10 protein-coding genes are annotated in these 13,817 nt (G+C 43.8%); 9 read left to right on the top strand and 1 reads right to left on the bottom strand.

Translation table 11 applies throughout. The features are described from left to right. Window positions 1-97: 97 nt before the first annotated feature. From pflB to AB4307_RS13505, 7 genes are all read left to right on the top strand, one after another. Window positions 98-2,374 carry a formate C-acetyltransferase gene (gene pflB, locus AB4307_RS13535; RefSeq protein WP_017066931.1) on the top strand — a complete coding sequence of 759 codons (2,277 nt, stop codon included), beginning with the start codon at window positions 98-100 and terminating at the stop codon, window positions 2,372-2,374. A 200-nt stretch (window positions 2,375-2,574) separates the two neighbouring features. Next, window positions 2,575-3,564, top strand: coding sequence for a lipid A deacylase LpxR family protein (locus tag AB4307_RS13530; RefSeq protein WP_372132067.1), 990 nt, complete (start codon window positions 2,575-2,577; stop codon window positions 3,562-3,564). 164 nt (window positions 3,565-3,728) lie between these two features. Continuing rightward, a complete protein-coding gene (gene pflA, locus AB4307_RS13525; RefSeq protein ID WP_010437353.1) occupies window positions 3,729-4,469 on the top strand; it encodes a pyruvate formate lyase 1-activating protein in 741 nt (246 codons plus the stop codon). 220 nt (window positions 4,470-4,689) lie between these two features. After that, window positions 4,690-5,190, top strand: a complete 501-nt coding sequence (locus AB4307_RS13520) for a YfbU family protein (protein WP_017066932.1) — start codon at window positions 4,690-4,692, stop codon at window positions 5,188-5,190. Window positions 5,191-5,750: 560 nt separating this feature from the next. Beyond that, the gene (locus AB4307_RS13515; RefSeq protein ID WP_017062132.1) at window positions 5,751-7,685 is read left to right on the top strand and encodes a PrkA family serine protein kinase; all 1,935 of its coding nucleotides are present in this window, start codon (window positions 5,751-5,753) and stop codon (window positions 7,683-7,685) included. 127 nt (window positions 7,686-7,812) lie between these two features. Continuing rightward, window positions 7,813-9,084, top strand: coding sequence for a YeaH/YhbH family protein (locus AB4307_RS13510; RefSeq protein WP_372132065.1), 1,272 nt, complete (start codon window positions 7,813-7,815; stop codon window positions 9,082-9,084). Window positions 9,085-9,095: 11 nt separating this feature from the next. After that, complete coding sequence (locus AB4307_RS13505; protein WP_017062134.1) at window positions 9,096-10,658, top strand: SpoVR family protein; 1,563 nt, start codon at window positions 9,096-9,098, stop codon at window positions 10,656-10,658. 185 nt (window positions 10,659-10,843) lie between these two features. On the opposite strand, the gene sohB is transcribed toward AB4307_RS13505, so the two are convergent. After that, window positions 10,844-11,905, bottom strand: a complete 1,062-nt coding sequence (gene sohB / locus AB4307_RS13500; RefSeq protein ID WP_009849001.1) for a protease SohB — start codon at window positions 11,903-11,905, stop codon at window positions 10,844-10,846. Between the two features lie 143 nt (window positions 11,906-12,048). Here sohB and AB4307_RS13495 point away from each other — a divergent pair, with 143 nt between their 5' ends. Both AB4307_RS13495 and imuA read left to right on the top strand, forming a co-directional pair. Further along, window positions 12,049-12,789 (top strand): YciK family oxidoreductase, encoded by a 741-nt coding sequence (locus AB4307_RS13495; protein WP_017062135.1) that lies wholly within the window; start codon window positions 12,049-12,051, stop codon window positions 12,787-12,789. Between the two features lie 317 nt (window positions 12,790-13,106). Then, complete coding sequence (gene imuA, locus AB4307_RS13490; protein ID WP_017063488.1) at window positions 13,107-13,814, top strand: translesion DNA synthesis-associated protein ImuA; 708 nt, start codon at window positions 13,107-13,109, stop codon at window positions 13,812-13,814. The last annotated feature ends 3 nt before the right edge of the window (window positions 13,815-13,817 follow it).

Genomic DNA, 13,817 nt, shown 5'->3' with positions numbered 1-13,817 from the left:
ATATATTGTTATTAATAAGAGTGTACTACCCTTACGAGGGGCGCTGGCTCAACAGTGTTAATGTACGTATTTTTTCTACTAAAAAGGTAGGTATGTCATGGCAGAGCAATTTGCTAAAGCTTGGGAAGATTTTGCTGCAGGTGAGTGGCAAAGCGAAGTAAACGTTCGTGATTTCATTCAAAAGAACTACACGCCGTATGAAGGCGACGAGTCTTTCCTAGTTTCTGAGGGTACTGAAGCAACTAACAAGCTTTGGTCTTCGGTAATGGAAGGTATCAAACAGGAAAACGCAACTAAAGCACCTGTAGATTTCGATACTTCTGTTATCTCTACCATTACTGCTCACGATGCAGGTTACATTGAGAAAGATCTTGAGACTATCGTTGGTCTACAAACTGAGAAGCCACTAAAACGTGCAATCATCCCTAACGGTGGTGTGCGTATGGTTGAAGGTTCTTGTAAAGCATACGGTGAAACTCTTGACCCAATGGTTTCAAAAATCTACTCAGAATACCGCAAAACACACAATGCTGGCGTTTTCGATATCTACACTCCTGATATCCTAAAATGTCGTAAGTCTGGTGTTCTGACTGGTCTTCCTGATGCTTACGGCCGTGGTCGTATCATTGGTGACTACCGTCGTGTTGCACTTTACGGTATTGATTTCCTAATGAAAGACAAGCAAGCTCAATTTGCTTCTCTTCAAGAGCAATTCGAAAACGGTGAAAACCTAGCAGAAACAATGCAACTGCGTGAAGAGATCTCTGAGCAACATCGTGCTCTAGGTCAAATCAAGCAAATGGCTGAGAAATACGGTTTCGATATCTCTGAGCCAGCTCAAACAGCTCAAGAAGCTATCCAGTGGACTTACTTCGGCTACCTAGCTGCTGTTAAATCTCAAAACGGTGCTGCAATGTCTCTAGGTCGTACTTCGACTTTCCTAGACATCTACATCGAGCGTGATATCGCTGCTGGCAAGATCACTGAAGAACAAGCACAAGAAATGATCGACCACTTCGTAATGAAACTGCGTATGGTTCGTTTCCTACGTACTCCTGAGTACGATGAGCTGTTCTCTGGCGACCCAATCTGGGCAACAGAGTCTATGGGTGGTATGGGTATCGACGGTCGTACGCTAGTAACGCGTTCGAACTTCCGTTTCCTAAACTCTCTATACACTATGGGTCCTTCTCCAGAGCCAAACATCACTGTTCTTTGGTCTGAGCAACTACCTGACGGCTTCAAGCGTTTCTGTGCGAAGGTATCTATCGATACTTCTTCTATCCAGTACGAAAATGATGACCTAATGCGTCCTGACCTAGAGTCTGATGATTACGCTATCGCTTGTTGTGTATCTCCAATGATCGTTGGTAAGCAAATGCAGTTCTTCGGTGCTCGTGCTAACCTTGCGAAAACAATGCTTTACGCAATCAACGGCGGTGTGGACGAGAAACTTAAGATGCAAGTTGGTCCTGTTTCAGACAAGATCACTGACGAAGTTCTTAACTACGATGACGTAATGGGTCGCCTAGATACATTCATGGACTGGTTAGCTAAGCAATACGTGACTGCACTAAACAGCATTCACTACATGCACGACAAGTACAGCTACGAAGCGTCTCTAATGGCTCTTCATGACCGTGACGTTCGTCGTACTATGGCTTGTGGTATCGCTGGTCTATCTGTTGCAGCTGACTCACTATCTGCAATCAAGTTCGCGACTGTTAAACCAATCCGTGACGAAGATGGCATCGCAACTGACTTCGAAATCGAAGGCGATTACCCTAAATACGGTAACAACGACTCTCGTGTAGATGATATTGCTTGTGAACTAGTTTCTACGTTCATGAACAAGATCCGTAAGCTTAAGACTTACCGTAACTCTATCCCTACACAGTCAGTTCTTACTATCACGTCTAACGTTGTATACGGTAAGAAAACTGGTAACACTCCAGACGGTCGTCGTGCTGGCGCTCCTTTCGCTCCTGGTGCAAACCCAATGCACGGTCGTGATGAGAAAGGTGCTGTAGCATCACTAACGTCTGTAGGTAAACTACCATTTGCTGACGCACAAGATGGTATCTCTTACACGTTCTCTATCGTGCCAAACGCACTAGGTAAAGAACAAGACAGCCAACGTGCTAACCTTGCAGGCCTAATGGATGGTTACTTCCACCACGAAGCTGGCATTGAAGGTGGTCAACACCTTAACGTTAACGTTCTTAACCGCGAAACTCTTGAAGACGCAGTTAAGCACCCTGAGAAATACCCTCAGCTAACAATCCGTGTATCTGGTTACGCTGTTCGCTTTAACTCTCTAACTGCAGAGCAACAAGCTGACGTAATCGCACGTACATTTACTGAGTCTCTATAAGCTCACGCTCAATAGACAGTAAATAATATTAGCCTCGCCAATGTGCGGGGCTTTTTTATATCTGAAATAAATCGCACTACACTCACCTATCCCGCGAAATGTTAGGTTGAGCAAAAAAGCACCCTGCCATTCACTTTTTTTCCACAAATTCTGTCAAATTACGGTAATATCGCGGTTCATAATTTAAGAGTAACTGCTCCATGAAATACCTGCGTTGTTTACCCCTGATTCTTCTCTCTTTCTCATCTTTAGCCTCTGAGCGTTCTACGTTAACTTTTGCTTTAGATAATGATGGTATTTTTGGTGTCGACCAAGACTATACCAACGGCTTATTTCTGGGTTACACATCATCAAGTATTACGCCATATAACTGGGTAAAACCATTGAGTCTTTCCTACTGGGGCGCAAGCTCTCTAGACAAGTGGGAAATCACCATTGGCCACAAGATGTATACGCCTTCTGACATTGAGTTAGAAACGCCATCGCCTAATGATCGCCCATACGCAGGTTACCTTCACACTGAATTCAATTACATCAGCTTAAACCCACAGCAAGCCCAGCGTTTTAATATCACGTTTGGTACTACGGGCGAACGTGCACTGTCTGAAGATGCTCAAAAGCTGGTTCACTCAATCACTAAGTCGGATGAGCCGATGGGTTGGGAATACCAAGTCGATGATGAATGGGCGGGAAGCGTTGGTTACCTAAGCCATTTCAACCTAATGCGTAATCAAGCTCTTGCGAATACTGACTACGAAATCTCTAACGTTTCTGAAATCAACGTCGGTAACTTTAGAAGTGATATCTCGACTGGTTTTATGTTCCGTTGGGGTACGGACTTAGGCGGTAACTTTGGTGCAGCTAACATCACCACAGAAAACCCATTCAAACCTGGCATGATCGGCGCATCAAACGCTGGTTGGTTTACCTATGCCGGCCTTGAAGGTCGCTACCGATTCAACGACCTGACTATCGAAGGCGATCGTTCTGAAATCGAAGATAATTGGCCGAATCCAGAACAATACGATGTGACTTTAGAGAACATTCAGGCTACTGCTGTGCTTGGTGTGGCTTGGTATAACCAATACGTTGGTGCCTCTTTAGCGCTAACCGCAAAAACACCGGATTACGAAGAAGCGAAAGAGTCAGTGTACACCACTGGCGGTATCACAATGTTTGCTTTCTTCTAGCCACCAGTAAGGGCTTTCGTCCTTTACTTTTCAAGTTTAATAAAGGCAATCATCTTCACAGGTGGTTGCCTTTATTTTTAAAGGTCTCGTTACCATTTGACCCTATTTTATGTACCGTTTTTGTAATAAAATAAACGGTATAAATTCCTCTACGAGAATAGCTCATGTCTACAACTGGTCGCATTCACTCATTCGAATCTTGTGGTACTGTCGATGGCCCTGGTATCCGCTTTATTGTGTTTCTTCAAGGCTGCTTAATGCGTTGTATGTACTGTCATAACCGTGATACATGGGATCTTCATGACGGAAAGGAAGTAACGGTCGAAGAGATCATCAACGAAGCAAAATCATACCGTCATTTCATGAAAGCATCGGGCGGTGGTATCACCTGTTCTGGTGGTGAAGCGATGCTACAACCTGAGTTTGTTCGTGACTTTTTCCGCGCAGCTCAAGCTGAAGGCATCCACACTTGTCTTGATACTAATGGCTACATTCGTAAGCACACTGAAGTGGTTGATGAAGTCCTAGAAGCCTCTGATCTAGTTATGTTGGATCTTAAGCACATGCGAGATGAGATTCACCACGATTTCATTGGTGTATCAAACAGACGTACTCTGGATTTCGCACGCTACTTACACAAAATCGGTAAGAAGACGTGGATTCGTTATGTGATTGTCCCTGGCTACACGGACACACCTGAAGATGCTCATCTGCTAGGCGAATTCATCAAAGACATGGATAACATCGAGAAAGTAGAACTGCTTCCATACCATAAGCTTGGTGCACATAAGTGGGAAGCACTTGGTTTTGACTACCCTCTTGAAGGTACAAACCCGCCAAGCAAAGAGAAAATGGACGAGATTGTTGCTGTTCTTAGCCAGTACCATTCAAACGTAAAATACTAATCTAGACTGACGTTCATAGTGATTTCAAGCGCCTCAATTTCGATTGGGGCGTTTTCTTTTCGAGCCAAACAATCCTTTCACTTTTCTTTACAACTTTTGTTTATCAATTCAAAAAATCATATTAAATCCGTGTTGAGATCATGTTTCCACTCGTAGGAATGCTGTTACTCTTACTGCAACAAAAGAATACAACATTTAGTTTTTTAGTGAGGCTCCTCCCATGGAAATGACCAATGCTCAGCGTCTAATTCTATCAAATCAATACTACCTAATGTCTCAAATGGATCCTGAGAACTCCGCTAAATACCAACGTCTACAAACGATTGTAGAACGTGGTTACGAACTCCAAATGCGTGAGCTTAACAAAGAGTTTGGTTGTTTGACTGAAGCAGAATGTCGCGAAATTATCGACATCATGGAGATGTACCATGCAATGCAAGAGTCGAACAAAATGCTTGCAGAGCAAGAGCGTGCTGAAGTAGACCAACGTCGCCTGCAGTTCTTAGGTTTTGATATCGCTTCTGAAGCGCAGATCGTACACTACGTGCGTTTCCTTGTTGATTCTGAAGGTCTTTACCCTCAATTCGACAAAGCCGATCACCACTTCAATAGCCAGATGCCAATGCTAGAGAAGTACCGTCGCATGCTAACAACATGGCGCAACTGCCCTCGTCAGTACCACCTATGTGCGACAGAGCTATCTCAAATCTTTAGCGCTTAATTCGTTAATAGATCAGCGATAACTTTTAAAAAGTTTCAAGAAAAAGGGTTACTCATCATGAGTAACCCTTTTTTTAATGTTCGCACACAAAGAGAAAAACCAAAGCAACTAGAAAACGCAAGCAGCGTCAAATAACGCAGTAACCTTCTAGAGTATCAATTTACCATTTCAAACATAATGAGAATCAATAACGACTTTTTTGATAAACCATTCTCACATTCTCTTGTTATTTTCTGATAGCCAAGCGCATTAGACCGTTCATCATGCAAGATTATCAATAAGGCTCGGCTATGTATCTAACATACATAAATCCAGCACGGGTATTATTAAGCAACCTAAAATCTCAAAACAAACGACCAGATCCCCTCGAATGGAAAATAATTTGATTCTACGCGCCTCAAGTTGCCTATTGCGCTCGCCACGTTTTTCACACGCAAAATTGTAAATAAATACATAATTGTTAAGCAAAATTGTGGAAGCGGGTCTAACCTTAAAATGTAGGGAGAGCCTATTTTTCAATCGCTCGTCAGTTTTGACTGGTTAACAAGGGGAATGTGACTATGAGTATCTTTGACCACTATCAATCACGTTATGAAGCAGCCAAGGAAGAAGAGCTGACATTGCAAGAGTTCTTAGGGCTGTGTAAAGACGATAAAAGTGCTTACGCTAATGCTGCCGAGCGCTTATTACTAGCCATTGGCGAACCAGAGGTTATTGACACTGCTCAAGACCCTCAACTGAGTCGTATTTTCTCGAACCGTGTCATCTCACGCTACAGCGAATTTAAAGATTTCTACGGTATGGAAGATGCGATTGAACAGATTGTTTCTTACTTAAAACATGCTGCGCAAGGTTTAGAAGAACGTAAACAAATCCTTTACCTACTTGGCCCTGTGGGCGGTGGTAAATCTTCTCTCGCTGAAAAACTCAAAGCCCTGATGCAGAAACTACCAATCTATGTATTGTCTGCTGACGGTGAACGAAGCCCAGTAAACGATCACCCATTCTGTCTATTCGACGTTAACGAAGACGGCGACTTATTGAAGAACGAATATGGCATTGAGAAACGCTATCTTCGCTCAATTATGTCTCCGTGGGCAGCGAAACGTCTACACGATTTTGGCGGTGATATTTCCAAATTCAAAGTCATCAAACTGCGCCCTTCTATTCTCGATCAAGTTGCGATCGCGAAAACGGAGCCAGGTGATGAAAACAACCAAGATATCTCGTCTCTGGTTGGTAAAGTTGATATTCGTAAACTTGAACACTTCTCTCAAGATGATCCTGATGCCTACAGCTACTCTGGTGCGCTTTGTAAAGCCAACCAAGGTGTGATGGAATTCGTGGAGATGTTCAAAGCGCCAATCAAAGTATTACACCCTCTACTTACGGCAACACAAGAAGGTAACTTCAACGGTACCGAAGGGCTTTCTGCACTGCCATTTGACGGTATGATTCTCGCTCACTCGAACGAATCTGAGTGGCAGACCTTCCGTAACAACAAAAACAACGAAGCATTCCTCGACCGTGTGTACATTGTAAAAGTCCCTTACTGTCTGCGTGTGTCTGAAGAAGTTAAGATCTACAAGAAACTGCTTGAGCACAGTGAGCTATCCCAAGCGCCTTGCTCACCAAGCACACTCGATCTGCTATCGCAATTCAGCATTCTTTCGAGACTAAAAGAGCCTGAAAACTCATCTCTATTCTCTAAGATGCGTGTTTACGATGGTGAGACTCTAAAAGACACCGATCCAAAAGCGAAGAGCTACCAAGAGTACCGAGATTATGCTGGCGTTGACGAAGGCATGTCTGGGCTATCAACGCGTTTCGCCTTTAAGATCCTGTCTCGTGTGTTTAACTTCGACCAAGCCGAAGTGGCCGCGAACCCAGTGCACCTGTTCTACGTTATTGAGCAGCAAATCGAACGGGAGCAGTTCCCTCAAGAGACCGCCGAGAAGTACCTAGAGTTCTTGAAAGGATACCTAGTGCCACGCTACGTAGAGTTCATCGGTAAAGAAATTCAAACCGCTTATCTAGAGTCTTACTCTGAGTACGGTCAGAATATCTTCGACCGCTATGTCACCTACGCAGATTTCTGGATTCAAGACCAAGAGTACCGCGACCCAGAAACAGGCCAACTATTTGACCGTGCTTCTCTGAATGGTGAACTAGAGAAAATCGAGAAGACAGCCGGTATCAGTAACCCTAAAGACTTCCGAAATGAGATTGTGAACTTTGTGCTTCGTGCCAAAGCCAACAATAACGGTCAAAACCCAGTGTGGACGAGCTACGAGAAACTGCGCACTGTGATTGAGAAGAAAATGTTCTCTAACACAGAAGAGCTACTTCCTGTTATTTCGTTCAATGCTAAGACCTCAACGGATGATCAGAAAAAACATGACGACTTCGTTGCTCGTATGATGGAAAAAGGCTACACCGAGAAGCAAGTGAGACTGCTATCTGAGTGGTACCTAAGAGTTCGTAAATCCTCATAACTAAACGGTATTGAGCTGCTCAACTGAGCAGCTCGTATAAACCAATAACTTTTATACCTTAGTAAATCAATAACTCTTATACCCGAATAAAAAGTAGGATCGCGACATCAGCTGAGAGGGAGTTCTTATGGCACAATTTATCGATCGGAGGCTCAATGGCAAAAATAAGAGTGCTGTGAATAGACAGCGTTTCTTACGACGCCATAAAGAGCAAATCAAAGAATCTGTGGCCGATGCAGTTAACCGACGCTCAATCACCAATACAGAAACAGGTGAAGACGTCACTATTCCCCATAAAGACATCAAAGAGCCGAACTTTCACCAAGGTCAAGGCGGCGTAAGAGAGCGCGTTCACCCAGGTAATGATCAGTTCATCACTGGCGATAAAATCGAACGCCCTAAAGGTGGTGGTCAAGGTGGTGGCTCAGGCCAAGGCGACGCAAGCCCTGATGGCGAAGGCCAAGATGAATTTACCTTCCAAATTTCAAAAGATGAGTATCTTGATATTCTCTTTGAAGATTTAGCTCTACCTAATCTAGAGAAAAATCAGATCAACAAAATCACCGAATGGAAAACTCACCGCTCTGGTTACCAAAGCGCGGGGATTCCATCCAACATCGCTATCGTTCGTTCACTACAGCAATCTCTGGCTCGTAGAACCGCGATGACAGCAGGTAAAAAGCGCGAGCTTAACCTACTGATGGAACAGCTTGACCAAGTTAAAATGACGGAGCCGGCACAACCTTTTGAGGAAGGTCGCCTCAAAGAAGAGATTGCCGAGTTACGTAAAAAGATTGAAAGCGTGCCGTTCATTGACACCTTCGACTTACGTTTTAAAAACTACGAGAAGCGCCCTATTCCATCTAGCCAAGCCGTGATGTTCTGTCTAATGGATGTATCGGGCTCTATGGATCAGGCCACAAAAGATATTGCGAAGCGCTTTTATGTTCTTCTGTATCTGTTCTTAAATCGCACCTACGAAAACGTCGATGTTGTGTTTATTCGTCACCATACTCAGGCTAAAGAGGTCGACGAACATGAGTTTTTCTACTCACAAGAAACGGGTGGCACCATTGTTTCAAGCGCACTGAAACTGATGAAGGAAATTGTCGCAGACCGCTACCCTGCTAATGAGTGGAACATCTATGCAGCACAAGCCTCTGATGGCGATAACTGGGCTGATGACTCTCCTCGCTGTAAAGAGTTACTGGTCAATACGCTTCTGCCAACTTGCCAATATTACTCTTACATCGAAATAACACGCCGCTCTCATCAAACACTTTGGCACGAATACGAAAAACTCGAGAGTAGCTTTGACAACTTCGCCATGAAAAACATTAAAACGGTGGATGATATTTTTCCTGTGTTTAGAGAACTGTTCCAGAAAGAGACAGCGTAAGGGAGTTTGCCATGACAGCGAAATCAAACGTTGCAGAGAAAAACAAAGCTGCAAAAAAGAAAAACGACAAGATGCTGCCTGATGGTCCAGATTGGACGTTCAACCTCTTGGAGAAATACCACGTAGAAATCAAACGTGTTGCGCAGCATTACCGTTTAGATACTTACCCAAACCAGATTGAAGTGATTACTTCAGAACAGATGATGGATGCCTACTCGAGCATTGGTATGCCTATCAATTACAACCACTGGTCTTTTGGTAAGAAATTCATTCAAACCGAGCAAAACTACAAGCATGGCCAAATGGGCTTGGCATACGAAATCGTAATCAACTCCGATCCTTGTATCGCTTACCTGATGGAAGAGAACACGGTCACAATGCAGGCGCTGGTAATGGCTCACGCTTGTTATGGCCACAACTCTTTCTTTAAAGGCAACTACCTGTTCCAAACATGGACCGATGCCAGTTCCATCATCGATTACTTGTTGTTTGCTAAGAAGTACATCAGTGGTTGTGAAGAGAAATATGGTGTTGCTGAAGTCGAGCAGCTCCTTGATTCTTGTCACGCACTGATGAATTACGGCGTAGACCGATACAAACGCCCTGAGAAGATTTCCATTGCAGAAGAGACAGCAAGACAAGAAGAACGCGAAGCTTATCTGCAATCTCAAGTGAATGAGCTATGGCGAACCGTTCCTCAAAATAAAAGTAAGGAAGAAGAGACCAAGATCCGCTTTCCTAGCGAGCCTCAAGAAAACATTCTCTACTTTATCGAGAAGAACGCACCACTGCTTGAACCTTGGCAACGAGAGTGTGTTCGCATCGTTCGCAAAGTGAGCCAATACTTCTACCCTCAAAAACAAACTCAAGTGATGAACGAAGGCTGGGCAACCTTCTGGCATTACACCATTCTTAACCACCTTTACGACGAAGGCTTGGTGAGTGATAAGTTCATCTTAGAATTCCTACACAGCCATACCAGTGTCGTCGCACAACCCGCCTACAACAGCCCTTATTTCAGCGGAATAAACCCTTATGCGCTTGGCTTTGCGATGTTTAGAGACATCCGACGCATCTGTGAAGAGCCAACCGATGAAGATAGAGAGTGGTTCCCTGAGTTAGCCGGAAGTGATTGGTTAGAAGCGGTGCACTTTGCGATGCACAACTTCAAAGATGAAAGTTTCATCAGCCAATACCTTTCTCCAAAAATCATTCGAGACTTTAAGCTGTTCTCTGTACTCGACGACGACCGTAAAAATACCATTGAGGTGAGTGCTATTCATGATGATCCGGGCTATCGCCTGATTCGTGAGAAGCTTGCGGCGCAATACAACCTAAGTAACCTTGAACCAAACATTCAGGTGTTTAATGTCGATGTTCGTGGTGACCGCTCAATGACACTGCAATATGTGCCTCACGACCGCATCCCGCTTGATAAAGGCTACGACGAAGTGATGAAGCATCTCTATCGCTTGTGGGGCTTTGATGTGATTTTGGAAGAGCTCAAAGATACGGGTCATAGAGAGATTCTGACTACTTGTCCAAAACGTAATGATTATGGAGCCAAGATTTAATATCAATCACAGTAAGTCAGTGTTTGGTATAAAACTCCGCTCCCCCTACAACATAGTGGTCACCCGCTCGGAAGTGGAGCAATAAAAAAACGCATAAGTCTGATGACTTATGCGCTTTCTTTTTAAGGCTCAAACGTCTGTAAATGAACGTAAGGCACCAAGCCTAGAACTAGAACTCAATAAGCTTAAACAATCGGCTTTTGACCGCGTTCAATCAGCTTCATCAACACGCTGTCTGCAGATTTACCTGCCACGCCCGCTAGTTTGTCTGAAAGCTTTTTCTTCTGTACGTAGTGGATCGCTAGAACCGTTTTGTCCTTACATGCCGCTACGACTAAGTCATCAGAAGTGCTGATCTCATCCACCAGTCCAAGTTCATGTGCTTGTGTACCAAACCAGTGTTCACCCGTTGCTACTTTTTCAAGATCTAACGCAGGACGATGGTCACGGATGAAGTCTTTGAATAGGCCATGTGTCTCTTCTAGCTCTTCTTTAAACTTCTCACGTGCTTTATCGCTGTTCTCACCAAACATAGTAAGCGTGCGTTTGTACTCACCCGCCGTTAGCTGCTCGAACTCAATATCGTGCTTTTTAAGTAGTTTGTTGAAGTTTGGCAGTTGAGCGATAACACCAATAGAGCCAACAATAGCAAACGGTGCAGATACAATTTTGTCTGCGATACATGCCATCATGTAACCGCCGCTTGCCGCCACTTTGTCTACCGAGATAGTCAGAGGCAAACCTGCCGCTTTGATACGATCAAGTTGAGAAGACGCTAAACCATAGCCGTGAACCATGCCACCGCCAGACTCAAGTTTCAGCAATACTTCATCACCTTCACGAGCCACAGCCAGAACCGCCGTTACCTCTTCACGTAATGAAGCCACTTCTTTCGCATCAATGCTGCCGTTAAAATCAAGAACGAATAGATGTGGTTCACGCTTACTATCAAGCTCACCCTCTTTCGCTGCTTTCTTCACTTCTTTACCGCGTGATTTTACTTTCTCTTTTTCCGCTTTCTTTTCTGCTTTATCACGGGCTTTGATGAAAGCATCATCATGTAGATGGTGCTCTAGTTGTTCAATCGTCTGTTTATGATGTTCAGATAGGTTCGTGATTTCCAGCTCACCTTTAATCGCGCTTGATTTCCCACCCACAGATTTAGCAATCACTAAAATTGCGATGATGGCGATTACAACGGTCGCAATCTTGGCTAAAAACAAGCCGTAGTCCAACAAAAATTCCAATGTCATATCCCCTATTGTATGAATTAGTGTATTGTAACCATCTTGTCACGATTACCAAGAATTTCTCATCATTCCTGCGGTTATCTGTGTGATTAAACATCAATGGAATGACGAACATAATAAAAGAAAGAAGGATAAGCACAGTGGATTACCCAATCTCTACAGATGCCCTCAAAGATAAAGTAATTTTGGTTACAGGTGCCGGTGCTGGCATTGGTCGCCAAGCAGCACTAAGCTTCGCTCAACATGGTGCAACTGTCATTCTGTTAGGCCGCAATGTTAAAAACCTTGAATTCATTTACGATGAAATCGAAAGCGCTGGTTACCCACAACCTGCGATTATCCCATTGGATTTAAAAGGTGCGACAAAGCAGAACTACGTTGATATGGCTGAAACCATTCAATCACAGTTCGGTCGTTTAGACGGTCTACTTCATAATGCTGGCGTTCTTGGCACTCTGAGCCCGTTTGAGCAGATTGATGAAGAAACCTTTGATGATGTTATGCAGATCAATGTGAAGTCTGAGTTCTTGATGACTCAAGCTCTGCTACCTGCACTTAAAAAAGCAGAAGCAGGTCGTATCGTATTTACCTCTTCAACGGTTGGTCACTCTGGTCGTGCATTCTGGGGCACTTACGCAATTTCTAAGTTTGCTACCGAAGGTATGATGCAGATCCTAGCGGACGAGCTTGAAGACACGAACATCCGTGTTAACGCAATCAATCCAGGCGGCACTCAAACACGTATGCGTGCAAAAGCGTACCCAGGAGAAGATGCGAATAAGCTAAAAACGCCACTCGACATCATCCCACTGTACCTACACTTAATGAACCCAAGTGTGACAGACATTAATGGCCAATGTATCGATGCTCAACCTAAGTAACTTGATATCATTGACCAATAGTAAAAAGTCGCTTCCATAGCGGCTTTTTTTTATCTAAATCAATCAACTAACACTGATACCAATCGTAGTAAATAACTGGTCATCCTAGCTTGTTAAAACACTCGATAACGGCGTTAGAAATTTTGATTGTAGAATAACTACTTATCGAAAATTTCTGCCTTGTTCTCAAGCATTTTTCCTGCGCTATTTATGATCACTTACTTACTGTGATTGGTATTATTCCCCTAATTTTCGTCATTTTGCTTTGCATCTTTTCCATTGTTAAATATACTGTATAAATATACAGGTATTTAATTATGCATGAACTAATAAAAAACTTACAAGACCGCCAGCTAATCTGGAAAGGGTTACAATCAACAACGCAAGGAAGCACCACTTCAACAGGCTATCCTCAACTGGATAAACAGCTTGATGGCGGCTTCCCGACGCACGGCGTTATTGAAGTTGAATCACAACAAGGGATCGGCGAGCTTCGCCTACTGACGCCCTATTTATCTCAACAAAACTCGCAAAAACTGGCCATATTCATTAACCCGCCAGGGAAGATCTGTGCTGAGTTTTTTAACAGCCAAGGCATTGAATTAGAAAACATTCTCGTTATCCAGCCTCAACGCGATCTCGATGCGTTGTGGGCAGCTGAGCAGTGCCTCAAAAGCGGCGCTTGTCACTCTGTATTGCTATGGGGAGCCGATCTAGAAATACACCAAACAAAGCGCCTACAAGCAGCCAGTGAAACCGGTAAGTGCCTGCAGTTTCACTTTAAAGCCACCAGCCATAATCAATTATCCCTGCCCGTTTCCTTAAGCATGAAACTCTCTTCTCACGCGCAGGGATTAAAGGTTGAAGTGACTAAGAGAAAAGGCAGCTGGTCGTATGGCAGCTTTATTCTAGACATGACACACTACTGGCCGTTACTCACAGAGAAAGTCGTTTATGAAGACAATTCAGACCGCGCTTTGTCTGGTAACACTGTGCTGGCTTTTCCTATTGCGAAGCAAGGCTAACGT

The organism is Vibrio sp. 10N.261.52.C2 (assembly GCF_041471425.1).
GTDB classification, from domain to species: domain Bacteria; phylum Pseudomonadota; class Gammaproteobacteria; order Enterobacterales; family Vibrionaceae; genus Vibrio; species Vibrio crassostreae_C.
This window is presented reverse-complemented; position numbering and strand designations above follow the sequence as displayed.